Here is a 25,709-nt window from a genome sequence, read left to right on the forward strand (position 1 = left end):
TGTACCTAAGAAAAGTAAATCATTAGGAACCGAGACAACTCCGTTTGAGGGATCAAATGCGACAGAACCAGCAACTGTAGGTACAACTGTTTCTGACTCATTTTTAACATCTTCTAAGCTTTCACCACAGCCGTATAATGCTGTTGTAATTGCCATTGTGAGTAGCACTTTTTTCATTTTATTGCTCCAAACCCGATCTTTTTTATTGTGTGTATTTGGTAATAAATTACCAAAATTTAATTTGTCGGTGGTTATTATTAAGACATTAGACCAGTTAAAGTTAACTTAAACAAAGCAATTTCTCCACCTAAATTTAAATAAATCGCAAAACTATTTTACTTGACTATGGTATGATGGCGAAAATTTTTAAGTACCATAACTAATATGCATGATTATCAAGCAAGTAATGACGCTTTAAAGGAAAAAGTCATTCTCGTAACAGGTGCCGGTGATGGCATTGGTAAAGTTGCGGCTATCGAATTTGCCAAGCATGGCGCAACCGTAATTCTTTTAGGTAAAACAGTTGCTAAACTTGAAGCTGTTTACGATGAAATTATCGCTCTTGGTGCTCCGCAGCCAGCAATCGTTCCATTAGATATGAAAGGTGCAACTAAACAGCATTACCGCGATTTAGCAGCAACCATTGAGAATGAATTCGGTCGTTTAGATGGATTGTTAAATAATGCTTCAATTATTGGCTCACTCGGTCCGTTAGAGCATTTCTGTGTATCTACTTTCGAAAATATCATGAAAGTAAATGTGACTGCTCAAGCAGTATTAACGAAATCGCTTTTCCCATTACTACGCAAAGCCCCTCATGCATCAATCGTATTTACTTCAAGTGGTGTTGGTCGTGAAGGTCGTGAGTTCTGGGGCGCATATGCCATTTCTAAATTTGCCACAGAAGGCATGATGCAAACTTGGTCAAAAGAAGTGGGTAAAACCAATATTCGCATTAACTGCATCAACCCAGGTGCAACGCGCACTGCAATGCGTGCAATTGCTTTCCCTGGCGAAGATAAAGCCAAGCTAAAAACACCAGCTGACTTAATGCCAACTTACCTCTACTTGATGTCAGATGATTCAATTGGGGTGAACGGTCAGTCAATTGATGCTCAACCAAAAAATTAATTTTTTGATCTGACAAAAAAAGCGCATATAAAAATATGCGCTTTTTTAATGCGATTAATTTGTCAAATTATGCACTTTCGGCTTTTTCATGATTTGATAACGACCACGCATTTAAAAGCGCTCTTACTAATGAAGCCAATGGAATTGCAAAAAACACCCCCCAAAATCCCCATAAGCCACCAAAGAATAATACCGCAACAATAATGTACACTGGGTGCAAGTCCACAGCTTCAGAAAACAATAGTGGTACTAGTAAGTTTCCATCTAGCGCTTGAATAACCCCATAAGCAATAATCACATACCAAAACTCACTGCCAACACCAAACTGGAACAGCGCAACAAGGGCAACAGGAATAGTTACAAGTGCCGCACCAACAAATGGGATCAAAACCGAAAATCCAACGAGTGTGCCAAGTAATGCCGCATACCTTAAATCAAGAATTGTAAAAGTAATAAATGTGGTTGAACCAACAATCAAAATCTCGAATATTTTGCCTCGGATATAGTTCATAATTTGCTGATTCATTTCTTGCCATACTTGGCTGATTAACTTTCGCTCTTTTGGAATAAATTGCTCAAAGCCGGAAACCAACACATCTTTATCCTTAAGCATAAAAAACACTAAAAGTGGCACTAAGATCAAGTATACGAGCCAAGCAACCACATTTTTTAATGAATTTAATGATGTTGTTAACACCGTTTGACCAATTGTAACAACATGCCCTTCTACTGAAGATAGAATTGTTTTTATTTGTTCTGGATTTACCAATTCAGGGTAATTGCTAGGCAAAGTTAATAAATAGGTTTTACCTTGCTCAACCATCGAAGGTAAATCCTGCACAAAGTTTGACAATTGCTGCCAAAGCACTGGAATAATGCCAACGATGATGGATATTGCTACACCACTAAATAACAACATCACAATCGTGCTTGAAACAATACGGGACGAGCCCATTCTCATCAACTTAGAGACCGGCCAGTCTAGCAAATAGGCAATCACTAGAGCTACCATTACGGGGATGATATAAGTTCCAAAAAAGTATAGTGCTGCCGCCAAACCCAATGTCAGCATAAGTAAGGTAATGGCATTAGGATCTGAAAACTTTCGTGTATACCACTGTTTAAAAATATGAAGCACTAAAAATGTTCCTTACCAAAATGAGACACAGTTAACTGATTTTCTTTATATGAATACTGTAATTGATGATTTTCTAAATAACGTAGCACATCATTTATCTGTGCATTATCAGCAAATAGAAACACCAAAGCTTCGTTTGTATCATGCCTTTTCAAAATATATTTAAATTGAACAAATAGCTGTGGACATACAAACTGAGTTAAATCATACATATTTGTTATTTCTGATAGCAAAAAGCGCTGCTAAATTAACATATTATTTTTCTTTAAACAGCCTACCTTTGTTAGCTAAAGGTATTAATTAATAAACCGCAAGCAAGTTTTTGATGATTATGCTAAATTCTCATTATAAACGTGGAATGTGATGATAGTAGTTTTCTTTTTTATGACGAATCAAAGTAAGAAAAATGATTTACCTAAAAATCCTACCTTAAAAGACATTAACTGGTTCAAAAAACAGCTTAATTGGGGGGAGCTACCACCCTTTTATCATATGGTGGCATCATCGGTAAGTGAAGCAGAAGGCATTTTCAGTCATGGTTTCGATAACGCTATCAAACGGATAACCAATAAGCGCAACTGGAATATAGATTTACTCGGAGGCGAGGAGCTAGATACTGGTGAAATAATCTGCGAGACCCCACCTCGTATTTCACTATACCAAGTATTTACCGACCGCGGATTTGAACTTTTAGCCTTTCCATATGCCAAAGAAAAAGAAATTGATCAATACGTAAAAGACAACAAATTAATGGAGTTTAGACTTTGGGATCCGCACAGCATGCGCAGCATTTTACGTATTAACCAGTTACACAAATACATTCAATTTTATTTTCAACGCGGTGATGAAGCCGACAAAGCGTTAATATTACATTCACATAAAGTAGTGCATAAAACCATTGAATTTTTAAAGAGTGAACTCAACGTCGTAAAACTTTCCGGTGTTTCCATTAAAGAATACTACCAAAAAGCGGAACGTACAGCGGCTGCATGCGAAGATGAGCTTGCACTCACACAGTTAATGGCAAACGAAATGCTACAAAAAAAGGACTAATATGCCAAAACCGACTCTTTTAAAAAAACTTGCTTGTTTTTGTTTTGCACTCTCACTGCCAGTAGTTGCGCAAAGTAATTTCAAGCTGCCCGACTTAGGCACTTCGGCAGTGCAAGTTTTATCCATTGAGAAAGAGCGCGCAATTGGTGAAGTAATGATGATGCAGGTGCGCGGTACATCGCGTGTTATGCAAGACCCAGTACTTGACGAATACCTCACAAACATTGGTAATCGCCTGGTCGCCCATGCTGATGATATAAGATTCCCCTTTGAGTTTTTTTGGATAAACAATAAAGACATAAACGCCTTTGCTTTTTATGGTGGCCATGTTGGAGTGCATACGGGACTTATCATTAACGCCGACAACGAAAGCCAGCTTGCATCGGTAATTGGTCACGAGATTGCACACGTTACACAAAGACACTTAGCAAGGCGATTACAACAAGCTAAAGATAATCAAGGTTTAACCATTGCAGGGATGATAGCTGGTATTCTAACCACCATGGTTGCTCCTGATGCAGGTATGGCCATTTTGGCAGCCAGCCAAACCCAAGCGCAGTTAAGCCAATTAACCCATAGCCGCGGTGCAGAGCAAGAAGCTGATCGTGTAGGCATGCAAACACTTAATAGCGCAGGCTTTGATCCTAGAGAATCCAGTGAATTTTTAGCAAAACTTTCTGACCAAATGCGTCATATGCCAAAACCACCGGCATTTTTACTAACTCACCCACTGCCAGACTCGCGTGTTTCTGACGTGCGCATGCGTGCTTTACAATACCCAGAACGTTTTATCGATTCGTCACTGGATTTTTCCCTTGCAAAAGCCCGTGTTTTAGCGCGTTATGGGCAAGAAAGCGCTAAAGCTGAAGAGGAATTTCGTAAATACCTTCGCATCAACCGTTTTGCACACACTACTGCAGCTGAATATGGCTTAGCACTTACTTTGATTGATCAAGAAAAATATGATGAAGCCGCTGAGTTACTTGATTCCCTTGAGAAAAAAGTGCCAGGAAGCTTGTTTTTATTAGATTCACGAACTGATTTATTGCTTGGTCAAAAGAAGTATGATGAAGCACTTAAAATGCTTAAAAAAGAATACCAGCGCCAACCTAACAATCAAGTGGTAACTCTCAATTATGCAAATGCAGCAATTACAGCTGGTAACTTTGAGCTTGCACATAAACTCTTGAAGTATTTCTTATTGGAGAAGCCCGAACATGTATTGGGTAAAGAGTTAATGGCGCAAACTTATAAAGAACAAGATGACAAAGCTTCTTACCACGAATTACGTGCAAGTATTTTGACCGATTATGGCGCCTATTCACAAGCATCGAACGAAGTACAAAAAGCATTAAACCATGTTGATACCGATGATGATATCAAGCAACAACGTTTAAAAGCGCGATTAAAAGAATACCGTTTAATGCAAAAAGAGCTCGCTAAACTTTAATTTAAAGTACAGTCGAATTACAATCACGCAAAAAATTGATTTGAGATTTTTATGACAATTAAAATTTACCATAACCCACGCTGTTCAAAATCACGTGAAACACTTGCCCTACTCGAAGAAAATTCAGTGACACCTGAGATAATTGAGTATCTTAAAGACGTGCCAAGTGTTGATGACATTAAACAACTTCTTTCAATGTTAAATTTTGACTCAGCACGTCAGTTAATGCGCACCAAAGAAACTATTTATAAAGAGCTTGAATTAATTAATGAATCTGACGAGACGAAATTAATTGAAGCAATGGTAGCTAATCCAAAATTGATTGAGCGCCCAATTGTTGTAAATGTTGATAAAGCCGCAATCGGTCGTCCTCCAGAAAGCGTATTGGCAATTATTTAATGTCTTACTTATTAGTGCTGTATCACTCTCGTACGGATTCAGTGAAAAACATGGCATACGAAATAAGTGATGCAGCACAACATGCCGGTGTTGATGTAAAAATACGCAGTTTCACTGATGATAGTGATGAGCTAAAAGTTTCAATTGATGACTTAAAGCAGTGCGCTGGCCTTGCTTTTGGCAGCCCTACTCGCTTTGGTATGATGGCAGCTCCTGCCAAACAATTTTGGGAAACCACCAGCGATATTTGGCTTGCAGGAGAGCTTATCGACAAGCCTGCAGCCGTATTTACTTCTTCAAGCAGTCTTCATGGTGGCAATGAATCTACCTTACTTACCATGTCTCTGCCTCTACTACATCACGGTATGTTACTTTGCGGTGTACCATATGATGTACCTGCACTTAGCGCAACACAAACCGGCGGTACCCCATACGGTGCAAGCCATGTTTCTGGGTTAACAAATTCAAGTCAGCTAAGCGCTGAAGAGATCAGTATTTGTCACAGTGTTGGCAATCGCCTAGCTAAATTAATTAAGCAATTACAATGAGCAACATAGAAAAGAAAGCAATCACCAAGCGTTATCAAAAAATCGCGTTACTCGGCTTCATAGGATTACTCATCTTAATGCCTGTTTGGCTGTTATGGCTGGTGCCTCGTGAGGGTTACAGTATTGGCTTTATTATTGGTTTATACATTGTGCCTTTATTGTTGCCGCTTAAAGGTATTATTCAAGATAAACCATACACTTACGCTTGGGCTAATTTTATCGTAATCATCTACTTCCTTCACGGTTTTACATCGCTATGGGTGGCTGAAGGCGAACTAGTGTTTGTACTTTTAGAGTTATTCTTTGCCAGCTGCATGTTTATCGGTTGTACCTATTACGCGCGTTACCGCGGTCAGGAATTAGGGCTAAAAATTAGAAAATTAAAAGAAGAGCTAGCTGAAGAGAAAGCAGCTTTTGAAGAAAAAGAATAAAAAAGCGGCATTTGCCGCTTTTTTAATTTAATGCTGTTAAAAATGTATTAAACCAAGGTAATGCAACTGGTGCAGGGTCGTAATTTTCAGTCGCGTCAATCTTTAACATAGCGACCGCCTCACTACCTTGCAATGAAAGTAATAATTCTCGAAATTTCTTACCTGCACCACAAAAGGTGTCTCCATAACTACTATCACCCATCGCAATAACAGCAAACGGCTTATTTTGCATTGTTGGCAATTCCGACTCTAACGCAAGATACAAGGATTCTAATTCATAAGGAATATCGCCTTGACCTGTCGTGGATGTGATCACCAAAATCACATCACTTTCAATAAAGTCAGCAACTGTGCCTGGATTAAATAGCGATAAGTCGTGGCCTTGTTTATCTGCGATTGGTTTTAATTGCTCTGCTAACGCTTCTGCACCACCATAAACTGTACCTATGAAGCACTTAATGTTTGCCATTTTCTTTCCTTGATTTAATACCTTAGCTAAGTTTATGCAGACTAATCTATTTTTGCCAACTGATAAGCTTGTTCATTACTAGGCCAACCCAATTTTTCAAATAATGCCAGCTCTTGTTCACCAATAGATGCACTTATATGAATTTTTTCATTTGTAATTGGATGCGCGAAGGTTAAATCTTTAGCAAACAGCATTAACCGATTCATTTCAAACTCTTGCTGAAAAAAATGGTTTTGCTTGTTATCACCATAATTTGCGTCATTTAAAATGGGATGGTTGATATGGTTCAAATGGCGTCTAATTTGATGTTTACGGCCGGTTTTAGGAAAACATTCAATAAGCGAATAACGAACCGTTGGGAACTTACCTAATGGTTTATCAATGACCGCCTGATGCAAACAATTAAAGCTCGTTTGTGCTTCTTGTGCAGGTTTATCTTTATCTGCAAATTTATCCGCAATTTTGTCATGCTTAAATTTAAGAGGGTGATCAACCTCTATTGATGTTGGCGCAAAGCCGCGTGTTAGCGCCAAATAACGTTTACTAATTTTATGCTCTGAAAAAAGAGCGTTCGCGATGCGCGCTACGTCACTGCTAAGTGCAAATAAGAGCACACCAGAAGTAGGTCTGTCTAAACGATGAAGTGGAAAAACGTGTTGACCAATCTGGTCTCGCAACATTTGCATAGCAAAGTAGATTTCACGTTTATCTAAAAATGATCGATGAACTAATAAACCTGAAGGTTTATCGACCGCAATAAAGTACTCATCACGGTATAAGATGGTCAGTTCCCCATACATTAGCTAAGTGCCTTATCAATTTTTTTAATTACGGTAATAACATCAACATATTCTGCAAGCATTTGTTCTGCCATTGGAGAGATATTTGCGCCCCTTGGCAGGGCTTGTTTTGCAGCAATTAACTGCTTAATACGCACTATAAAAACATATTGAAGCCAGTTTTCAAATGACATGGAGTCATAGCAAAAAGGCGCTGTAGACATAAAAGCATCTGCTTTGGGTGGCGTTTCTGACCAGAGTCCATGTGTTTTCATGGTTTGCTCTAGTTCAATTAACAAAACATCTATCATTTTACAATTCTAGTTTTAAATTTATATCGCGGCATTTTATCAAAACTTACCTGTATTTCATTGTATAATAGCCAAAACGCACTAATGGGTCTTTTTTAATGCAACAATCTATTTCAAGCCTTGCTGAACTTCTTGATAATGCAGGTACAAGTTGGCGTGTGTATGATATGGGTCGCCGAATTCAAAAAATTGATAAATCAACGTTTCTTCAGATAGAAAATAATCAAATCCCCTATCCATTTCCACTGCAGCAGCATGCTTTTTTAGCCATCCAGTTTTGGAATAGCCAGGAGTCACAAACTCCTTACATTTGGTTTTTAAAAATGCCTCTGGATGAACAAAGTAAACTTATTTTGGCAAGTCGTAATCATTTTGCCTCAATGGTACTTGAAGCATTAGGCACTCAATTAACAGGCGATGATAAAGCGCAAAGTAAACTCGATAATAACCCTTATGTATTTACACCGAATGCTAATAAGCTTGCGGCCTTCAATGCGATTATTAAAAATGAATTAAAGCAAAGTGCTTCTGCCTATTATGAACATGTTGAGCTTTATTTTAGTGGAAAGTTGGGCTTTGATGATTGGCAACAACTTGGCTTACAAGGAATTGCCGATTTTGCTATCCGCCTCACTGAGCGCAATCAGCAAAATCTAATTAATGCGCTTGGAAAACTACCTCAGCCTGTGGTTCAGTCGCTTGCTGCAACCCTTGAACATAGCACCATTTCTGTATCATTAACTGAAGCTCTTTATGCCCAGTTTGAACAAGCATTAAAACAGCAAAGTACTGAAAACATCATTAATTACTTACGAATGATGTCAAATACGAGTGCGCTCGGTATTTTACAGCGTGCAGTCGCTGAAATTATGGCAGACGAACATTGCCTTAATCTTGATCTTGTATTAACACTTACAGGCCGTTGTTGGCATGTACTTGAACCCCATTTAGTCGTACTCATGGAATATTTAGCAACACATCAAGAACAAGATGTCTTTTCTGGCATTTTTGCAGATCTTGTTGCAATTCCAAGTTTGCGCCCACATATGTTAGCTATGATCCGAATGCAAAATCGCAGCGAGCAGCTTTCAAGAGCAATCGGAAAACTATTTCAACAATAAACGTTTGGTAACTTTATGGCGTCGATTTGGCTTATTCTTGGTGTGACATGTGTTATTTATCTGTTTTGGCTTGACCGACAAGCCGCAGAGAGCGCGCGCGAATACGCCAATCGCCATAGCAAGCAACTTAATGTGCAGTTTTTAAGTATTGCCTGCATTAAAAAGCGTGTGGGCATTCTTAAAAATGGCAAACCTGGCTTAAAGTCCAGTTTTGCGTGGGAATTTTCCAGTAATGGGCAAGACAGTTATACCGGGATTGTAAATCTTGAGAATGATAAAATTGTCAGTGTAGATGTGCCACCACACAAACTAAATTAGAAATTCATTTTCTGGCATCAAAAAAACTAAGGCGCAACATAAAGTCGCGCCTCAAATCCGAAAAAATATCCTTTTTTCAGTGGTTTTCCTTCACCAATAGTGCCGAAGCACATCCTTTCTCATCCATTGAAGGAAACCATTCCTTGATCCCCTTGCCTTCCTTGTCCTAATTCCAAACCTCTTCCTGAGGTGTCCTTTCGCGTCCTAGCCTTTCCATGAATTTTGGTTTGTCCAAAACCATCCTTGAAACGCTCCTGCGTTTATCCTTTTTGCTTCCAGCAAAACGCTAAATCATTTAGCGCACAATCGTCCTTGCGTCCTTGTCCTTCGATCCCTTGATACACCCTGTATCAATGCCTAAGTCCTTTCCTTGGCAAGAAGAACATAATTCCGTTATGTTCGCTTCCTTGTTGTGGTAATAATAGGGGCAATTTTTCTTGAGAGTAATAAGGTAAATTCAATTTAAATTTATTAATCTTTTAGACATATTTGGATTATTCTTTAATTACATAAGGTTACATTTAATTGTGGTATTATTTCGAGAAGTAAAACATCACAAACTTACATCTATGTGAGATATTTCCTACAACAAAATTACCCATTAACGACTTTTTCCTTCACAAATAATTTTCCGGATACTTTGGTAAATGTCAGTTCCTGCTCGGCATGATAGCCTTCACTGATAAAAAGAGCGCTGTATCTGTCGCGCGTTATAAAAACAGCACTGTAGTTTGCATCATCGCTTTTTACCACATCATCAATCGCCCTTAATAAATAACGGCCAATACCCTGATGTTGTACATGGGGATCAACTGCAAATAATGAGATAAAGCAACAGTTAGGAAAAGAAGCGAGCGCTTGATGGATGGCTTTTTCTTTTTCGATTAGCTGGTTAGTGGATAGCATGCCAGTATTTAACATCAATTTTAAACGCCAATGCCACACCCTATCCGCAGCAAGTGCATCATTCGCTTTTTGCACACAACTTACTGCAAGTAGGTTGTCATCCGAAAAAACCCCAATTAAATGCTGGTGATTTTGCCAAAAAGAAGCCAGTTCTTCGCGAATAAGTAACCTTAGCTTTTTTTCATAAACAGCAGGTTTAGAGCTGTCGTAAGCCAATATTTGTTTAAAAAGTTCATCATCATGGTATGCCTGGTAAAGAACACTCGCCGCAATTTTACAATCTTCCGCAGTGAGATAAGAGGCTTTGAGTTGTTCACTGGTTTCGCTTTGTTCAATAGTTACATCCGACATAATCGCTTCCTTTATTATTATTGTTCACATCTCAAGTTAGCACATTATTTGAGCTATTCTATAATTATTATTGTTTTATATTGACTTAAACAAGGCTACTAGGTGAACAAATGGAGTCCGGCTCGCACACAATGGCAGATTTCTTTTCACAGCTTGGATTGAGTTAAAGCGAGCATGTAATCGATGAGTTTGTCAGTTCGCATAAAATAGCACCTAGCCTTCATTGAGTAGATGCGACTTTTTGTAATAAGAGCAAATCAGCTTTTATAAGTGGGTCATTAGAGCTTGTTGCTGATTGGTGTGAAATTATTGAGCAACTTGATAGCTTGCTTAGTTAGTTTAAAGTAAAATTGCCCGAATATTTAAAAAGGGCAATATTATGCAAGACATCGTTATTGCTGCTATCAGCAAACTTCTAGCTGCAAAAAAGCAACCGAATGTTGCTTTAGTAAAGGCTAATTTATCCCAGCCAGTGCCTATGCCAATTATTATTGATGTTTTGGCGCGTTATAAACAAAACCCATCTGACTTTGAGCAAAACGCTACTCAGGTTACTGCACAACCAAATAAGCAAACTGAGCAAACACAAAGTCAACTCGACCGCATCGAAGCAAAGCTCGATAAACTTCTTTCGCTTTTAGAAACTAAATAACGATTTATGTATATTGTTGATCTCACTTTTGACTGTTATCAAGACACTACGCTAGAAGCAGCAGAGCAAGCGATTGTCCGCCTTGTAAATGCACTTCGTTTTAATGGCCAAATAATTGGTGAAGAATTCCCAACCACCTTGAAAGATGGCTTTTTTATTACCCGTGTAATGTGTCCAGAAGAAGATGCACTACACCCGTTAAATCACAGTCCATTTGTTAAATTTAGCTTAGACAAATTAAATGAAGCCGGCTTACTTCAGCCAAAAGTAAAAGTAATTGGCCAAGATATTCATTCTAATGGCTCTGATACCTGCACATCCCCTTCTAGCTATATTTTATACACGACCTATTTACATACCTGTAGTCCGCTGTATTGTGGTGATGATTTTATGCCAGTACCGCTTTACAAAGTACCCGCCGTTGCCAATGGCGATTTTAAAGCACTACTAAAATGGCAAGAAGATTGGCAAGCCTGTGACCAAATTCAAATTAACGGCGCTACCCGCTGCGAGTTTGCAGCAATTAAAGAACTCGCTGATATTGATAGTGATTTATTCAGACGAGGTATGGATCTCTCTAAACGTATTCGTTATTTAACCAAAAAGCCTGTGTATTACTATTTATACCGTGTAGGCGGGTTATCCAAAGAACAAGAGCTCTCGCGCAAGTGCCCAAAATGTCATGGTGATTGGCGATTAGATGAGCCTTGGTTTGGCTTATTTGATTTTCGCTGTGATGATTGCGAGTTGGTATCAAATATTTCGTGGGACTTTCAGTAATATCAATACAGCAATAAGGCGCATTATGCGCCTTATTGTTTTGTAATACGTTTTAATAATTCATTATTGAACGTAATAAAGCCCTTTACACTCGCATAAAAACGCATCCATCGAATCAGCTAATTTGTGATGCGGTGCTTTGCCTAAATACTCCAACCAAATACTGCCATCAGATAAATCCATTACAAGTAACAAATCATCTTCTTCACAGGTGGCAAAAAATACCGTATCTGCTTGTTTTAATCGGCGCTTCATTAATACATGACCCGTGATATTTTGCTGTAATCGGTCAAAATCTTGCTCACTCCATGCCTGTAACAAACACAGGTTATGCTCTTGATAGCTAACAAATAAATTATCACTGTAAAAACTAGCAAAGTACGCTTTAAGCTGCTCTGGAAATTGTGTTTCTAGCGCTTCTTCTAGTTTATCTAAACTGCCTTGTTGCGCTACTTGCTGCCAAGCCACACTGTCATTTTCAACTGAATCTGCAATTTCGCATGGACTTGGCCACTGAGTATCATGGAAGACACGCGGTGCCTGACCTGTATTTTGTTCTGCTAATTGTTTTATCTCGCTATAAATGCGTTGTAAGTTTTCGCTAATTGACATACTGCCTTTGCCTAATTTATTCGTTACAATAGTAAATTATTTATCGATTCTAATCTGATTATGTCACATTACCAAGATGCACCTGAGCTAAAAGGTGCTTTACTCGGTCAACAAACCGAATATAAAGATAGCTACGATGCTTCGCTACTGTTTCCAATTGCCCGTAAACTCAATCGCGACGATTTAAATATCGATGAAAGTGCATTGCCATTTAAAGGTGAAGATACTTGGACAGGCTACGAGCTTTCTTGGTTAAATCAAAAAGGCAAACCTGTTGTTGCGGTTGCTGAATTTATTTTTCCTGCCACCAGCAGTCATATTATCGAATCAAAGTCATTCAAACTGTATTTAAATAGCTTTAATCAAACAAAGTTTGATTCAATGGCGCAAGTAGCGCAAATACTCACTGACGACTTATCAAAAGCCGCAAACTGTAATGTGGTAGTGAAACTATTTAATGCCGACGAGTTTGATTGTTTAATGCCAACGCCATTTTCGGGAGTTTGTTTAGACGATTTAGATATTGAAGTAACTGAATACGATTTAAATAGCCATTTATTGCAAGCGGATGAGAGTGCTGAAGTTGTCACTGAAACACTATACAGCCATCTGTTAAAATCGAACTGCTTAATTACTTCTCAGCCAGATTGGGCCTCTGTCGTAATCCGTTATACCGGCAAAAAAATCAATCACGAAAGTTTATTAAAGTATTTAATCTCGTTTAGAAACCATAATGAATTTCATGAGCAATGTGTTGAGCGTTTGTACTGTGATTTACAAAACGCCTTTGCGATGAGCAAATTGGAAGTATATGCGCGCTATACTCGCCGTGGTGGCTTAGATATCAACCCATATCGTTCTAGCGATTATGCTACAACCCAGTTTAAATTAAAAAGTAACCGCCAATAGCGGTTACTTTATTTAACCTGAACTCAGGGTAATTAAGGTTTATCGCTGGTTTTGTTACGCATTGGTACGCTTAAACCACACACATCAATGTAGTTTGCTTGATGCTGGAACCATTGTTCTGGACGATTTCGCCTCGATTCAATATAACGCGCAAAGCTAGCACTTTTCGTTTTCATCACTTCAAGGTTATGAGCTGGAGAATTTGCTAAATCCGCTGCCACAGCAAAACCCTTAATTGGATTAAAATTAACATCTTCAATGGTCGTTTCAGGCTTACGCTTAAGCCTTTGAATATGTTCTATGCCACTTACCACACGACCAAAAGAGGTGATATTCAAGTCAAGGTAACGATGATTACCTAAAATCACATAAAACTCCGTACCACCACTATTTATATCGTTACCTCTTGCCATTGCAAAGTTGCCAATACAGTGAGCTTGCCAAGTTTTTGTACCTTTGGCATTTTGCGCAACAGCAAAACCATTTAAAAATCCGGTTTTATCAGCGTAACCATCTTCAGTATCAACCAGCTGAATCTCTATCGGTTGTTTAGTTTCTTTAATAAACTCAGCATTTACCGTTTTAGCTGCACTCTTAGGTTGTTTCTTTTCTGAAATATCACCGCCTTGCGCGACAAAGCCTTCAACAAAACGGTAGATATTAAGGCCATTATAAAAACCTTCTCTTACTAACTTTTTAAAATTCATTACGTGATTAGGCGCTAGCTCAGGATTAAGTTCAATCACCACATCACCTGTGTTAAGCGACAAAATGAGGGTATTTTCTAAATCAAGTGAGCGCCATTCTTTAGCGGATGATTTTTCAATAACTGCTGCCGGTGACAGTGTTTGTTCTTTGGCAATTAACGGCATTGCACAGAGCGACATTAAACCTGTTGCAAGCGCAAGTTGGGTTAGCTTTATCATTATTAGTCCCAATCAAATTTATACAAAATATCGAGTGAATCATTAATGCCACTAATTGCCTCAATGTAAAGCTTTGGTAACAATTGGTAACGCACTGCAACTTCACTCATCGAATCAAAAATACCAATACTGTAACGCACTTGAATACCCGGCGCTACATAGCCTGATATTTCAACTTTGGTTTCTTCACCACTGCCTCGGGAAGATAATGAAACATCCTCTATGCCAAAGGCTTCACCAATTTTACTTATGCTGCCTTCGCCTCTTGCAAGCCCCCTGGCTAATAGCAACTGTGTAAGCATACCGTCACTGGCCGAATTTGACTCGCTAAGTGCCCTTCCTGAAAGTAAATAGGATAACGCCATCGCTTGATCCATATTTGGATCTGAAAAGACATCTAAGCGCGGCTCTTCAACATTACCCGTTAACTTAACACCTGCAGTCACGCCATCTTCTGTTAGTTCTGGGTTACGAATAGCACGCACATTTAATAACGGTTTATCAACAGGCCCATTAAAGATAAGTTGGCCTGTTTCAATCAATAGTTCTTGACCAAATGCGCGGTATTCCCCTTCAAGCAAAGCAATTTCACCGGTTGCAATTAAAGGCGTATTGTCTACTTGTTTAAATAGCACATCGCCTTTTAGTTTGGAGCGAAGACCAAATGAATCAATTCGTACTTTATCATCAATCAAAATCGTCAAATCAAGGCTATACGCAATGGGCACCGATTTATTTTGCTGTTTAGCCGCGTCAATAATTAATTCATCATCCGATACACTCACCGCGCCTTCAGGTAATTCTTTTACTTTTACGCGGCCATCCACAACATGCACTTTACCTTTTACATCAGCAAACTGCTCCGCATAATTAATTTCAATGCTTGGCGAGATAGCAAACCATAAATTAGGCTCAAGGGCGATTTTAAATGCATCACCGTTAATACGCGCGTTAAAGCTTGGCTCTTGCTGCCAATCTGCATTGCCCTCAATGGCAATATTCCCCTGATTATTATCAAAAAACTTTCCTGTTAGCATCGCACTGTGATCGTTAAAAGCGACATTCAGGTTTCCCTGTTCAATCGATAACGGTGTCCATGGCGCTAAAAATGCAAAGCTACTTAAATTGAGCTGCCCTTGAACTTGCGGTGAAAATGCATTGCCTGCAAGCGTTACATCTGCATTAAGCTCGCCAGCAAGTTTATCTATTTGCTGGCTAAAGCCTTTTAGATTAGTAAAATTCAGCGCCTGTAGTGCAAGCTTACCTTTAAGCGGACGTTTGCCTGACACATCGCTAATATCAATATCACCAATAATATTGCCAAGCACAGAAGACTTAATATTGGTATCTAAAGCAATTGCCGATGCATCTGCTTTTAACTTAAAAAACAGTTGCTCAATTGGTACTATCGTGTTGATAAAACTTTCATTTACACCAAAATTTATAGTGTTTGATTGCAGCTCACTATCAATTGATAAGAGTTTAGCGTCTTGCCAACGGGCGTTTAAGTGCCCCGTTATTTCACCGGATGGCGAAATAGTTTTGGGTAAAACTAAACTCAGCACTGATAAATCGAAATGCGTCAGTGCTAAATCAACATTGCCTTTCTCTGCCGAGGCCGTTATCGCCTCAAGACAAAAAGCAGTATTGGTACCTAACCAACAATGTTCACTCACATTAGTAAGGCCTTTGTTAAGATCGTAATCAAACACTATCGCTTGTTGATTCGATAAATTGATCTTTTCATTTTTGAATGCCAGTTGCTTAATTTGACCGCGGTAACGTTCAGCATTAAGACCTCCCTCTATTTGGGAATTAATATTTACTGTTTCAGAGTACAATTGCAGTTTGACGTCATGGTTTTGTAAATCGCCAAATGTATTTAGCTCAATTTTATTAATAGATTGCTCATCTAGGCTAATACCAGCGGCTTCAAGTGATATATTGGCAAGGTAGTTCTTGGCAAAATCTAAGGTACCATCACTTATAATTTTGTCGATGCGATACTCTTGAAAAGCCAGCTGATTAAGCGCCATTTTCCAATTTACAAAGGGTGTTTTGAGCTCACCGGTGATATTAAAATCGGCTTTTCCCTGCCCTGAAAGACGACTATCAATGGTTTCGGGATTTACGAGATTTAAGTTACCGCTTACATTCCAGTTTTTGTTAATATCACCTGAAAGCGTGAGCTGGTTATCTACACTTGAAATTGTAAACTCGTCAATTTCTGCGTGCAGTTTATCGTCTATTGCCAATACAATGTTGGCATCAATCGGTGCATTATTAACATAACCTGCGAGAGAAAACTCTGGCACATTGAGCTGCCAATTTATGCCATCAGAAATAAAATCGACAGCTCCTTTTAAGGCAATATCAGATGCAACTGTTGGTTCAAATTCCTCAACACTTATCTTGTCTGACAAAACAAATAGCGAAGCTTCAATGCCCTGTTGCCAGTTTAGATTACCTGTTAGCGATAAATTGCTGTTAGCTGTTTTAATTAAAAAGCGGTCAATATCAATTTCGCTAATGCTACCTTCACCGACACTTTCAATTGCCATTTGTGGAAAGCCTGAAAGTGTTGCATTAGTATTCAATTGATAGTCAAAGGCTGAAAGATTACCGTCAGCTTTAATAATTGAATTTTGAACGGTAATTTGTTGCGCTTGCTCTGAAATACTTAGTGCGTCAGATTCAATTAACAAATTAAACGGCAACTTTTTTTCAAGTAACGATGCTGATGCATCAAGTTTAGCGTGATAAAGCCCTGTTAATTCACTTTCAATGCTAAGCTTTGCTAAATCACCAAAGATTGTTGTTTCAATTTGATGCTCTTTGTTATTAACGTCGAGCGCAAATTTTAAAGGGTTATTATCAGATAACGACAAACTACCCTCAAGCTTTGCTCGCAAGTCTTGATAAACAAGGGATAACTTTACAATCGTTATGTCACTGTTATGTTGCCCAGCTTGCAATTTTATATTCTTTATAAGCTGAGTCGTTTCGCCCTGTTGTAACTGAAATTGCGAAATTGCAAGTTCACCTATTTGCCAATTAAGCGGTGTTTCAAAATGGATTGGGGATATTTCAGGCAAGGTAATCGTTTTAGCAGATGAAACCAATGCTGTATTTTGCTTTTCTTGCGCTAAACCAATATCAATTTTACCAGTCGTGATTTTCGCTATGTTAAGTTCATTTTCTCGCAATTTTAAGCGGGTAAAAACTTCGTTAACAGAAGCGTTTAATGGGCCTTGTGAAAACGTAATTTGCTTAACGCTAAAGGTGTTTACGGCAATAGACAATGGCAGAGAAATTTTGCTTAATTCACTTTCTTCTCTATTAGCTTGTTGATTAGTATCGCTAGTCAGAGCAATATCCACTAGATCAGCGCTAAGTTCTTCAAAACAGAGATCGGCACAGGAATAGAAACGCAAATCAAGTACCATGTTTTTAAGATTTAGCTTTATTTGCGCATTGTGGTAATTAACACTGAATTTTCCGCCTCGCAGTAAAGGCTTACCATCTGTCTCAATTGCTAAATTAGGCACTAAATGATTGGCACCATATACAAGCACTTGGTTACCAATGCCACTAAACAGTAATGCAACAATACCTATCAGAAGAATAATCACTGCCCAAAACAGATTACGTACAAAACGTAACATGCGCTTGGCCATTGGAGGGCTTTGTTTTACAGCGTCGTTCATATTTCAGGCCCTATGGTAATGCTAAAACGGCCAGTTCGAGTATCATCGGTTATCGCAAAAGCATAATCTATTCGTACTGGACCTATTGGCGTTAACCAACGAACACCTAAACCTGTACCTACTTGAATTTCTTCATCAAAGTCATTAGTAGCGGTACCCGCATCAACAAAGAGTGCTGCGCGCCAATTAGGTAAAAATTGATAATTATATTCAGCACTTGCAGTTACTAAATATTGGCCACCCACAATTTGCTCATTAATTTTTGGCGCAATAGATTCATAGCGATAACCACGCACGCTCTTATCACCACCGGCAAAGAAACGCATGGATATTGGCACAGCGTTAATATCCTCAGTGACAATTGCGCCTACATTTAACCTACCCATTACCATATGACGATTTGCATAAGTGCGTAAATGTTGACCCAAAATTTGTACTTTAAAAAGATCAACTTCAGACGCTAAATGTTCGCTCGCGAACTCTGTTGAAATTAATAGCTGCTCACCCCAATACGGAGTTGTGCCGCCTAACGTGCGTTTTCGGGCATAGCTAATGCCAGGTAACACCATATTGCTATGATAGTTAACACTATCAATTTCATAATTTTCAATTTCATACTTAACAAATGCGGTACGTACCCAGTTATTGTCGGTAAGCCATTGCCTTTGCACTTGGGTTGTTAGTTTTCGTGAAATTTTAAGATCATCATAAATATAGCCTGCACCAAAACGCCAAACATCATTATTAGGATCGTTCACAGGAATGGTGTAGCTAATGCGTGCTTGAGGGTCAATCTGACTCGCTTCGATGTTTGTTTCAAGGTAGTGACCGTCACTAGTTATCCAAGGCTTTGTCCATTTAAATCGAAGTTTAATACCATTATCATCGGTGCTAATACCACCACCCACTTCAAAGCTATTTTCGGGCTTATGTAAAAGCTGTACGACTACCGAAACCTCGCCATTTTGACGATTTACAATATCAGGATAAACGCGCACGCTTTTAAAATAAGGCATATTAGAAAGTTGAATGTTAAAGTCACTAACAATGGCATTATCGTATGCACTTCCTACGACCATCGGGTTGAGTCTATGAACTAAATCATTTGCTTTTATATCTTTCGCTATAATCACCGGACCAAATTTATAGCGAATACCCGAGTCCACATGTAAGCGAATAATGGCAGATGAGGTGCCCCGTCTCACTTCTATAGCATGTTTTAACCACTTTGTATCAAAGTAACCATTTTCAAATAATGTGGCACTAATAAGGGATTTAGCTTTTTCGTATGCACTATGACTAAGTCCATCACCTACCTTTATGCCTAGCTTTGCAATAAGTTCATTTACTGCTTGCTGATTTTTAGCTTCACCAAAGATTTGGATATCAAGTTGACTTATTTTAGTTTGCTGTTTGGGCTCTACGATAACAACTAGCTTTACTTTACCGTCGTTATTTTCAGCTTTAACGTCAATAAAAGGCAGGTAATAACCAAAAGGTTTAAGTGCATTTTGGCTAAGTGTCTTCGCTTTTTTGATAATACTAGGAGAAAACGTCTGCTGCTTAAGCTCGTTAAGATATAATTCAACATTACGCTTTAAGGCTTCATCGTTTGCTTTTACAGTGACCTTTGACACTGTTTGCGCTGCAAAACCTGATATGTTCCAAAAAATAACAGCAAAAAAAACAAGGTAGCGTAACAAGTTAAACCCAAGTTTTAGAAAAGATAAATTATTCTAACCCGACAAATTGCGCTAATAAACAAAAACATTCGCGATTACATATTTACCCAGTCAAACGCACACAGTAAAATTAACACTATAAATTACTATATGAGTACCTTAATGGACTTTCCAACTGACGATAATGGTCAAATTTTAGCTGAGATGCACCAAGAAGGTGTCGATTTAAGCAAAATACATACTCTGGACTTTTTCATTTTGTTTGAAACACAAGGTGATGCAGAAAAATTTGCAAAAGTAATTAGTGAAGATGATTTAGCACCAGCAACTAAACAGCAAAAATGTGCAGATACAGGCGTGTTTGAAGTACTAGTTAGTATTGAAATGGTACCAGACCATCAGCTGATAACAGATATGGAAAATTATTTAGAATCGGTAGCCAACCCATTAAATGGTTATGGCGATGGCTGGGGAATTCTCGCCGACTAATTAAAGTGAAAATATGACGAGTAAGCGCTGAGATAGCGCTTACTGTTCTTTAAGCAAGGCTTATTGTGTTTCGCCCAGATTCTTTAGAGCGATAAAGTGCTTTATCAGCATCTTCAATCCACTGCTCGTACTTTGTATACTTGCCATCAAACTGCGCAATACCAATACTAATCGTCAGTGTAATTTCAGACTCTTCATAATGAATAACGGCTTGTTCAATTGTTTTTCTTAATCGCTCGGCAAATATCTTTGCCCCTTCAATGTCGGTATCAACAAGTGTTACTGCAAATTCTTCACCGCCGTAGCGACCTGCAACATCAGATTCTCGAAGTACATTTTTCAATGTTTGTGAAACAAAACATAACGCCGCATCACCACCCGGATGGCCGTATAAATCATTGATCTTTTTAAAATGATCAATATCAAACATTAACAAACAGCTTTTGTTATGACTGCGTTGCTGACGTTTAAACTCTTTCGCAAAACTTTCTTCCCAAAATCCTCGGTTATAAAGGTTAGTGAGTCTGTCTACTCGACTGAGCTCTTCTAATTTTGCATTTGCCTGTTCTAACTCCAGTTTATTTACCGCTTCATCCGTCACATCGTAAATAATCACACACAAGTGAGATACTTCACCCGTGGTGTTGGTCAGTGGGATCAACGTACCGTTTTGATACATATAATCCGCTTTACCTGTGATTGGACGATAATTTTTAAATTTAAAAATATATGGATGTTGTTCCCAAATAGTAAAAGAGCGGGTTTTTAGCACAAAAACCGATTCCGCTTTTGAACGAAACCATGGCTCATCAATACCTGGAAATGCATCAAATACATCTTTACCTTTTACCGCACTAGGTAATAAGCCAGAATGCGCTTCCATAAAGCCATTCCAAACGCAAATATTGTACTTTCTGTCTAACACCACAAGACCAACGTCGATGGTGTTAAACATATCCATCATCCAGTGAATTTCATTGAGTTCAAAGTCTACGCTCATAGTGTTAGTCTTCTAATAAATATTGAGTTTTAAACTTCAGTGTTTTTAATGAGTCTTCCGTGAATAACAGCATTAAATCACAATTAATATTATGGTTTTCAATACCATAACTTATCTCAATTGCTAAAGTACGTTGCCAGCGGTCTTGGTTTGTACTTACCAAGTCAGCCACATTACAATGTTGCCCCATGACCACAGGGTGACCTTGGCTAAAATGCATATCGAGTTGTTTGGCAAGTCCTGTTAATACCGCACCAATCAAAATATTGCCGACATCCATTAGCAGTTCTAATTCGACTTTTTGATTGAGCTCACCTTCATAATTCATCAATGAAGCAATTTCGACAAAACTGGAATCATTGAGTAGTAATAAGGCTTCACCTGAAACACCGCCACCAATAAATCCTTGGCAAACGCCTGATGTCGATGCGTTGGTGTCGATCGATTGTAATGCCATGGAAAGTTCGTTTACTTCCAAAACATTAACATTCGGGATTGGCAATTCAACAAACACATTAAGTAATCGGGCAAGTAAATTACCTGCTTGCCCCATGGCAACGTTAGTGATCTCTTGGTAAATATCGCGTAATTCTGGGTCGAGCTGCTCACCTAGCGAATGCTGCAGGCGCTCTCGCATGGCTTTGTCTTTAATGCCATGTTTTTCAATGATTTCTTCAAGCTTAGCGGCATCACACGGTTTCTTGATAAAGTCGATTGCACCTAATGCCATTACACGCTCATTGGCTGTGGGCTGAATGTCACCAGACACCACAACAACTAAGACATGTAAATTTTGCTCTTGAATTGCTTGCAGCACTTCATAACCGTCCATTTGGGGCATATTTAAATCAAGGAACAATATTTCCGGTTGAATCGCTTTTATTTGCTCTAAGCAGTGAAGTCCATTTTCAGCGTATTCGATTTGTATGTCCCAATCGTCAGGTAAAGAGCGAGCGAGTTGTCGTCGCGCTAAACGTGAGTCATCGCATATTAAAACTGGGGTAGCCATACTATCACTCTTATTATTAGTCTTTTTAAGTTTAGAGCAGGAAGTTGGATTTCACTAGCACTGCATGGAAACTACGACTATTGTGCTAAAAATTGTAACAAATTACAAAAAAATAGTTCACAAAATAGCTAAATCTTCAGAATTAAGCCAGTGGTTGTACCTCTTTTGCTATATCGCTGTTGAGTATCCATTACTATCGCTTTATCAACAGTTTAGGCTTATGCTAAATTAACCTAACTTTTAGCCGCTGTGTATTTGAAATTATGATGTTAAAAAAAATGTTCACCTTAACTGGTTTACTGACTGCTTCTGTTTTTGCTTTGAATGTGTCAGCAGAACAATACCAATTACCTGTGAACCAAGTAGATTCGGGCAAAGTATCTGCTAATAATAATAAGCTGACTTTGCGTGGTAAGCCCGTGGAACTTGGTCAGCCAGCTCCCAACTTTAAAGCTGCAAACAATAAATTTTCGCCAGTGTCATTAAGTGACTTTGCAGGTAAAGCTGTGTTAATCAGTACAGTACCAAGTCTAGATACTGGTATATGCAGCCTTCAAACCAAACACTTTAACGATAAAATTGCCAATAACTATAGTGATGTAGTAATGCTTACCATCAGTATGGATTTGCCGTTTGCACAAAGCCGTTTTTGTAAAACAGAAAATATCACTCAATTACATACTTTATCGGATGCTGTATGGCGTGAATTTGCACAAAACTATGGCCTTTTGATTGAGGACATGGGTTTACTGGCGCGCAGTGTGATCATTTTAGATAAAGAGCATAACGTGGTTTATAAACAACTGGTGACTAACCTTGCCAAGGAACCCGATTATATTTCGGTAGAAGCTGCACTGAAAAAGCTGTAAAGAAATATACACAAAAAAACCGCCAATTGGCGGTTTTTTTAATGCTTGGTCTAATTAGCCAAGTAATTCTGCAAGCTGTGCGCTTACTGCTTCAACGGCTTGCGTACCATCTAGTTTGTGATACTGCGTATTGCCCGCATCAGCTTCTGCACGGTAGTAATCTACTAATGGCTTAGTTTGCTCATGGTAAATTGCTAAACGCTTACGTACTGTTTCTTCAACATCGTCATCACGAATGATTAAGTCCTCACCCGTTACGTCATCTTTACCTTCCGTCTTTGGCGGATTGTAAACAACATGATATACACGACCAGAACCAGGGTGAACGCGACGGCCGCCCATACGCTCTACGATAATTTCATCAGCAACATCAAACTCAATACAGTGATCAACAGTGATGCCATTTTCTTTCATTGCGTCAGCTTGAGGAATCGTGCGTGGGAAACCGTCTAATAAGAAACCGTTTTCGCAATCAGCTTTAGCCACACGTTCTTTAACAAGACCAATGATGATTTCATCAGATACAAGTTGACCTGCGTCCATTACCTTTTTAGCTTCAAGACCAAGTGGTGTGCCCTCTTTAATCGCAGCGCGTAACATGTCGCCTGTCGAAATTTGTGGGATACCGTACTTATCCATTAAAAATTGTGCTTGTGTACCTTTACCTGCACCTGGCGCTCCTAAAAGAATAATGCGCATGACCTTTCCTCAAGATGTTTTTTTAATTGTGTGGATTCTTTCATAGTGACAACTGATTCTCAATAGTGATTAGCCAAAAGTTTAATCTTTGTTTAATTACCATGACGCAATCATCATTGTCCGTTACAAGTACGCAACTAAGTAGGCTAACTAATGCCAAAGTCGTGGTGTTCGCACTTGCTTTTATCTTAGGCTGCATTAAGCTGGAATTTGGATTAAATAACAATCAATAACAAGGAACTTATATGCAATCCGTGTTTATAGTGTTACTAGGCATTATCGGCATGTTGTTTGGCTGGTTTGTCTACTCAAAATTCATCGCCTCGCGTATTTTTCAAATGGACGATAAATACATTACTCCCGCCCACGAAATTAACGATGGCGTTGATTTTGTCCCCACCAAAAAAGTCGTTCTTTGGGGTCACCATTTTACTTCTGTCGCCGGTGCTGCGCCAATTGTCGGCCCTGCCATTGCTGTTTATTGGGGCTGGGTACCTGCAGTTATTTGGGTTGTATTAGGTACCATTTTCTTTGCTGGCGTTCACGATATGGGCGCACTATGGGCAAGTAGTCGTCATAAAGGAAAATCGATTGGCGCCTTGTCTGAAGAGGTGATAGGTAAACGCACCCGCGCACTTTTTATGATTGTGGTGTTTTTAGTACTGCTAATGGTAAACGCAGTGTTTGGTGTGGTTATCGCAAACTCGTTTGTTAGCCAACCAACAGCGGTTTTACCTGCGTGGGCTGCAATTGTATTTGCCTTAATTATAGGTCAGTTAATTCGCCGTAATTTTAACCTTGTATTCCTTTGTGTGTTAGGTGTTATAGCGCTTTACCTCACAGTTTATGCGGGTAGTGAAATGCCAATGGCACTACCAAAAGAAATGTTTGGTTTAAGTGATAAAGCTAATTGGATTATTTTGCTATTTGTTTACGCCGCAATTGCATCACTTTTACCTGTTTGGGTGTTACTGCAACCGCGTGACTTTATTAATGGCGTACAACTATTAGTTGGCTTAATTCTACTTTATGGCGCCGTATTTATGTTTATGCCAGACATCACTGCGCCTGCTTTTAATACTGAAGTTGCTGAATCTACTCCAAGTATTATTCCGCTGCTGTTTGTCACCATCGCCTGTGGTGCAGTGTCTGGCTTCCACGGTATTGTGTCGAGCGGTACAAGTTCTAAGCAATTAGATAAAGACACCGATGCCCGCTTTGTAGGCTATTTAGGCGCGGTAGGCGAAGGTTCGCTTGCGCTTATTACTATTGTTGCAGTCAGTGGCGTAACGCTTGCAATGAGTCCACAGCAATGGCACGAAGTGTACAGTCACCTTGGTGCAGGCAGCGTTGGTGCGTTTATTCAAGGTGGTTCTAACCTGATTTATCAAGGCTGGGGCATTCCAGCAGAACTTGCCTCCACATTACTTGCTGTAATGGTAGTGTTATTTGCTGGTACCACAATGGACTCAGGCGTTAGATTACAACGCTATATCATTCAAGAGTGGGGTGAAATTTACCAAATCAGTGCATTTAGAAATGGCATTATTGCAACCCTAATTGCGGTTGCCTGTTGTTTACTATTAGCCTTTGGTGCTGGCGGTTCGTCAGGCTCAGGTGGCATGATAATTTGGCCATTGTTTGGTTCCACAAATCAAATTTTAGCAAGCCTTACCTTATTGGTTATCTCTGTCATGCTAATTAAGATGGGACGCCCTGCCCGTTACACTTTAGTGCCCATGCTATTTGTCTTAGTGATGGCGTTTTTAGCCGGCATTCTTAAGTTGCAAGAATACTACAATGCTGGCAATTGGTTACTTGTAAGCCTTGATATTATTGTACTTGTTGTGTGTGTGTTAGTAATGTTTGAAGCGTGGACGGTGATAAAACAACACAAGCAGATCGAGCCAAGCGTAAATGAGTCAACAGAGTAATAAATTACAAATATGTTAATTTGTTTCATAAAAAAG

At 39.0% G+C, this 25,709-nt stretch carries 26 protein-coding genes; 14 read left to right on the plus strand and 12 right to left on the minus strand.

What is annotated here, in order from left to right; all coding sequences use genetic code 11:
- Positions 1-384 precede the first annotated feature (384 nt).
- Positions 385-1,131: a YciK family oxidoreductase gene (locus ON073_RS10010; RefSeq protein ID WP_274761749.1), complete on the plus strand. Its 747-nt coding sequence runs from the start codon at positions 385-387 to the stop codon at positions 1,129-1,131.
- A gap of 67 nt (positions 1,132-1,198) precedes the next feature.
- Here ON073_RS10010 and ON073_RS10015 read toward each other — a convergent pair whose 3' ends face one another.
- Entirely contained in the window at positions 1,199-2,269 is a 1,071-nt protein-coding gene (locus ON073_RS10015; protein WP_274761750.1) for an AI-2E family transporter, read from the minus strand.
- A gap of 384 nt (positions 2,270-2,653) precedes the next feature.
- Here ON073_RS10015 and ON073_RS10020 point away from each other — a divergent pair, with 384 nt between their 5' ends.
- Genes ON073_RS10020 through ON073_RS10040 form a run of 5 tightly spaced genes read left to right on the plus strand, consistent with a single transcriptional unit; the run spans position 2,654 to position 6,150 of the window.
- Positions 2,654-3,322 (plus strand): hypothetical protein, encoded by a 669-nt coding sequence (locus ON073_RS10020; RefSeq protein WP_274761751.1) that lies wholly within the window; start codon positions 2,654-2,656, stop codon positions 3,320-3,322.
- A gap of 1 nt (position 3,323) precedes the next feature.
- A complete protein-coding gene (gene bepA / locus ON073_RS10025) occupies positions 3,324-4,772 on the plus strand; it encodes a beta-barrel assembly-enhancing protease (RefSeq protein ID WP_274761752.1) in 1,449 nt (482 codons plus the stop codon).
- Positions 4,773-4,823: 51 nt separating this feature from the next.
- A complete protein-coding gene (gene arsC / locus ON073_RS10030; RefSeq protein ID WP_274761753.1) occupies positions 4,824-5,171 on the plus strand; it encodes an arsenate reductase (glutaredoxin) in 348 nt (115 codons plus the stop codon).
- Positions 5,171-5,719, plus strand: a complete 549-nt coding sequence (locus tag ON073_RS10035; RefSeq protein WP_274761754.1) for an NAD(P)H-dependent oxidoreductase — start codon at positions 5,171-5,173, stop codon at positions 5,717-5,719. Before arsC ends, ON073_RS10035 begins: the two co-directional genes overlap by 1 nt.
- The gene (locus ON073_RS10040) at positions 5,716-6,150 is read left to right on the plus strand and encodes a DUF2069 domain-containing protein (RefSeq protein WP_274761755.1); all 435 of its coding nucleotides are present in this window, start codon (positions 5,716-5,718) and stop codon (positions 6,148-6,150) included. Before ON073_RS10035 ends, ON073_RS10040 begins: the two co-directional genes overlap by 4 nt.
- A gap of 22 nt (positions 6,151-6,172) precedes the next feature.
- Here the strand turns inward: ON073_RS10040 and ON073_RS10045 are convergent, their stop codons facing one another.
- From ON073_RS10045 to ON073_RS10055, 3 genes are read right to left on the minus strand one after another with little or no spacing between them, the layout of a single operon-like run.
- Positions 6,173-6,619, minus strand: coding sequence for a flavodoxin domain-containing protein (locus tag ON073_RS10045; protein WP_274761756.1), 447 nt, complete (start codon positions 6,617-6,619; stop codon positions 6,173-6,175).
- 41 nt (positions 6,620-6,660) lie between these two features.
- A complete protein-coding gene (gene truC, locus ON073_RS10050; RefSeq protein WP_274761757.1) occupies positions 6,661-7,419 on the minus strand; it encodes a tRNA pseudouridine(65) synthase TruC in 759 nt (252 codons plus the stop codon).
- Positions 7,419-7,709, minus strand: coding sequence for a YqcC family protein (locus tag ON073_RS10055; protein ID WP_274761758.1), 291 nt, complete (start codon positions 7,707-7,709; stop codon positions 7,419-7,421). Before ON073_RS10055 ends, truC begins: the two co-directional genes overlap by 1 nt.
- 98 nt (positions 7,710-7,807) lie before the next feature.
- Between ON073_RS10055 and ON073_RS10060 the strand changes: the two genes are divergently transcribed.
- Positions 7,808-8,830 (plus strand): DUF3549 family protein, encoded by a 1,023-nt coding sequence (locus ON073_RS10060; protein WP_274761759.1) that lies wholly within the window; start codon positions 7,808-7,810, stop codon positions 8,828-8,830.
- A 15-nt stretch (positions 8,831-8,845) separates the two neighbouring features.
- The gene (locus ON073_RS10065) at positions 8,846-9,148 is read left to right on the plus strand and encodes a DUF3301 domain-containing protein (RefSeq protein WP_274761760.1); all 303 of its coding nucleotides are present in this window, start codon (positions 8,846-8,848) and stop codon (positions 9,146-9,148) included.
- A 594-nt stretch (positions 9,149-9,742) separates the two neighbouring features.
- Here the strand turns inward: ON073_RS10065 and ON073_RS10070 are convergent.
- Positions 9,743-10,405, minus strand: a complete 663-nt coding sequence (locus ON073_RS10070; RefSeq protein WP_274761761.1) for a GNAT family N-acetyltransferase — start codon at positions 10,403-10,405, stop codon at positions 9,743-9,745.
- 379 nt (positions 10,406-10,784) lie between these two features.
- Here ON073_RS10070 and ON073_RS10075 point away from each other — a divergent pair, with 379 nt between their 5' ends.
- The gene (locus tag ON073_RS10075; protein ID WP_274761762.1) at positions 10,785-11,057 is read left to right on the plus strand and encodes a hypothetical protein; all 273 of its coding nucleotides are present in this window, start codon (positions 10,785-10,787) and stop codon (positions 11,055-11,057) included.
- Between the two features lie 6 nt (positions 11,058-11,063).
- Positions 11,064-11,837, plus strand: coding sequence for a Zn-ribbon-containing protein (locus ON073_RS10080; RefSeq protein WP_274761764.1), 774 nt, complete (start codon positions 11,064-11,066; stop codon positions 11,835-11,837).
- 63 nt (positions 11,838-11,900) lie between these two features.
- Here the strand turns inward: ON073_RS10080 and syd are convergent, their stop codons facing one another.
- Positions 11,901-12,449 (minus strand): SecY-interacting protein, encoded by a 549-nt coding sequence (gene syd / locus ON073_RS10085; RefSeq protein WP_274761765.1) that lies wholly within the window; start codon positions 12,447-12,449, stop codon positions 11,901-11,903.
- A gap of 60 nt (positions 12,450-12,509) precedes the next feature.
- Here syd and queF point away from each other — a divergent pair, with 60 nt between their 5' ends.
- Positions 12,510-13,358: an NADPH-dependent 7-cyano-7-deazaguanine reductase QueF gene (queF, locus tag ON073_RS10090; RefSeq protein WP_274761766.1), complete on the plus strand. Its 849-nt coding sequence runs from the start codon at positions 12,510-12,512 to the stop codon at positions 13,356-13,358.
- A gap of 32 nt (positions 13,359-13,390) precedes the next feature.
- Here the strand turns inward: queF and ON073_RS10095 are convergent, their stop codons facing one another.
- From ON073_RS10095 to ON073_RS10105, 3 genes are read right to left on the minus strand one after another with little or no spacing between them, the layout of a single operon-like run.
- Entirely contained in the window at positions 13,391-14,284 is an 894-nt protein-coding gene (locus ON073_RS10095; RefSeq protein WP_274761767.1) for a peptidylprolyl isomerase, read from the minus strand.
- Between the two features lie 2 nt (positions 14,285-14,286).
- Entirely contained in the window at positions 14,287-17,991 is a 3,705-nt protein-coding gene (tamB, locus tag ON073_RS10100) for an autotransporter assembly complex protein TamB (RefSeq protein ID WP_274761768.1), read from the minus strand.
- The gene (locus ON073_RS10105) at positions 17,988-19,628 is read right to left on the minus strand and encodes an autotransporter assembly complex protein TamA (RefSeq protein WP_274761769.1); all 1,641 of its coding nucleotides are present in this window, start codon (positions 19,626-19,628) and stop codon (positions 17,988-17,990) included. Before ON073_RS10105 ends, tamB begins: the two co-directional genes overlap by 4 nt.
- A 207-nt stretch (positions 19,629-19,835) precedes the next feature.
- Here ON073_RS10105 and ON073_RS10110 point away from each other — a divergent pair, with 207 nt between their 5' ends.
- Positions 19,836-20,162, plus strand: coding sequence for a ribonuclease E inhibitor RraB (locus tag ON073_RS10110; protein ID WP_274761770.1), 327 nt, complete (start codon positions 19,836-19,838; stop codon positions 20,160-20,162).
- Positions 20,163-20,211: 49 nt separating this feature from the next.
- On the opposite strand, the gene ON073_RS10115 is transcribed toward ON073_RS10110, so the two are convergent.
- Positions 20,212-21,162: a sensor domain-containing diguanylate cyclase gene (locus ON073_RS10115; RefSeq protein ID WP_274761771.1), complete on the minus strand. Its 951-nt coding sequence runs from the start codon at positions 21,160-21,162 to the stop codon at positions 20,212-20,214.
- A 4-nt stretch (positions 21,163-21,166) separates the two neighbouring features.
- Entirely contained in the window at positions 21,167-22,171 is a 1,005-nt protein-coding gene (locus tag ON073_RS10120; RefSeq protein WP_274761772.1) for a response regulator, read from the minus strand.
- Between the two features lie 266 nt (positions 22,172-22,437).
- Between ON073_RS10120 and tpx the strand changes: the two genes are divergently transcribed.
- The gene (gene tpx / locus ON073_RS10125) at positions 22,438-23,040 is read left to right on the plus strand and encodes a thiol peroxidase (protein ID WP_274761789.1); all 603 of its coding nucleotides are present in this window, start codon (positions 22,438-22,440) and stop codon (positions 23,038-23,040) included.
- Between the two features lie 54 nt (positions 23,041-23,094).
- Here the strand turns inward: tpx and adk are convergent, their stop codons facing one another.
- Complete coding sequence (adk, locus tag ON073_RS10130) at positions 23,095-23,739, minus strand: adenylate kinase (RefSeq protein WP_038642041.1); 645 nt, start codon at positions 23,737-23,739, stop codon at positions 23,095-23,097.
- A gap of 245 nt (positions 23,740-23,984) precedes the next feature.
- Between adk and ON073_RS10135 the strand changes: the two genes are divergently transcribed.
- Complete coding sequence (locus ON073_RS10135) at positions 23,985-25,673, plus strand: carbon starvation CstA family protein (RefSeq protein WP_274761773.1); 1,689 nt, start codon at positions 23,985-23,987, stop codon at positions 25,671-25,673.
- Positions 25,674-25,709: the final 36 nt, after the last annotated feature.

Source organism: Pseudoalteromonas sp. G4 (assembly GCF_028875915.1).
Lineage (GTDB): Bacteria > Pseudomonadota > Gammaproteobacteria > Enterobacterales > Alteromonadaceae > Pseudoalteromonas.

Bases quoted from the DNA above. Each gene is read 5' to 3' on its own strand.
- ON073_RS10060 (WP_274761759.1), top strand. From the start codon at position 7,808: ATGCAACAATCTATTTCAAGCCTTGCTGAACTTCTTGATAATGCAGGT.
- ON073_RS10055 (WP_274761758.1), bottom strand. From the start codon at position 7,709: ATGATAGATGTTTTGTTAATTGAACTAGAGCAAACCATGAAAACACAT.
- ON073_RS10035 (WP_274761754.1), top strand. From the start codon at position 5,171: ATGTCTTACTTATTAGTGCTGTATCACTCTCGTACGGATTCAGTGAAA.
- ON073_RS10070 (WP_274761761.1), bottom strand. From the start codon at position 10,405: ATGTCGGATGTAACTATTGAACAAAGCGAAACCAGTGAACAACTCAAA.
- ON073_RS10110 (WP_274761770.1), top strand. From the start codon at position 19,836: ATGGACTTTCCAACTGACGATAATGGTCAAATTTTAGCTGAGATGCAC.
- ON073_RS10065 (WP_274761760.1), top strand. From the start codon at position 8,846: ATGGCGTCGATTTGGCTTATTCTTGGTGTGACATGTGTTATTTATCTG.
- queF (WP_274761766.1), top strand. From the start codon at position 12,510: ATGTCACATTACCAAGATGCACCTGAGCTAAAAGGTGCTTTACTCGGT.
- ON073_RS10075 (WP_274761762.1), top strand. From the start codon at position 10,785: ATGCAAGACATCGTTATTGCTGCTATCAGCAAACTTCTAGCTGCAAAA.
- ON073_RS10040 (WP_274761755.1), top strand. From the start codon at position 5,716: ATGAGCAACATAGAAAAGAAAGCAATCACCAAGCGTTATCAAAAAATC.
- syd (WP_274761765.1), bottom strand. From the start codon at position 12,449: ATGTCAATTAGCGAAAACTTACAACGCATTTATAGCGAGATAAAACAA.
- ON073_RS10120 (WP_274761772.1), bottom strand. From the start codon at position 22,171: ATGGCTACCCCAGTTTTAATATGCGATGACTCACGTTTAGCGCGACGA.
- ON073_RS10135 (WP_274761773.1), top strand. From the start codon at position 23,985: ATGCAATCCGTGTTTATAGTGTTACTAGGCATTATCGGCATGTTGTTT.
- tamB (WP_274761768.1), bottom strand. From the start codon at position 17,991: ATGAACGACGCTGTAAAACAAAGCCCTCCAATGGCCAAGCGCATGTTA.
- adk (WP_038642041.1), bottom strand. From the start codon at position 23,739: ATGCGCATTATTCTTTTAGGAGCGCCAGGTGCAGGTAAAGGTACACAA.
- ON073_RS10095 (WP_274761767.1), bottom strand. From the start codon at position 14,284: ATGATAAAGCTAACCCAACTTGCGCTTGCAACAGGTTTAATGTCGCTC.
- ON073_RS10080 (WP_274761764.1), top strand. From the start codon at position 11,064: ATGTATATTGTTGATCTCACTTTTGACTGTTATCAAGACACTACGCTA.
- ON073_RS10020 (WP_274761751.1), top strand. From the start codon at position 2,654: ATGACGAATCAAAGTAAGAAAAATGATTTACCTAAAAATCCTACCTTA.
- arsC (WP_274761753.1), top strand. From the start codon at position 4,824: ATGACAATTAAAATTTACCATAACCCACGCTGTTCAAAATCACGTGAA.
- tpx (WP_274761789.1), top strand. From the start codon at position 22,438: ATGTTAAAAAAAATGTTCACCTTAACTGGTTTACTGACTGCTTCTGTT.
- ON073_RS10010 (WP_274761749.1), top strand. From the start codon at position 385: ATGCATGATTATCAAGCAAGTAATGACGCTTTAAAGGAAAAAGTCATT.
- truC (WP_274761757.1), bottom strand. From the start codon at position 7,419: ATGTATGGGGAACTGACCATCTTATACCGTGATGAGTACTTTATTGCG.
- ON073_RS10045 (WP_274761756.1), bottom strand. From the start codon at position 6,619: ATGGCAAACATTAAGTGCTTCATAGGTACAGTTTATGGTGGTGCAGAA.
- ON073_RS10115 (WP_274761771.1), bottom strand. From the start codon at position 21,162: ATGAGCGTAGACTTTGAACTCAATGAAATTCACTGGATGATGGATATG.
- bepA (WP_274761752.1), top strand. From the start codon at position 3,324: ATGCCAAAACCGACTCTTTTAAAAAAACTTGCTTGTTTTTGTTTTGCA.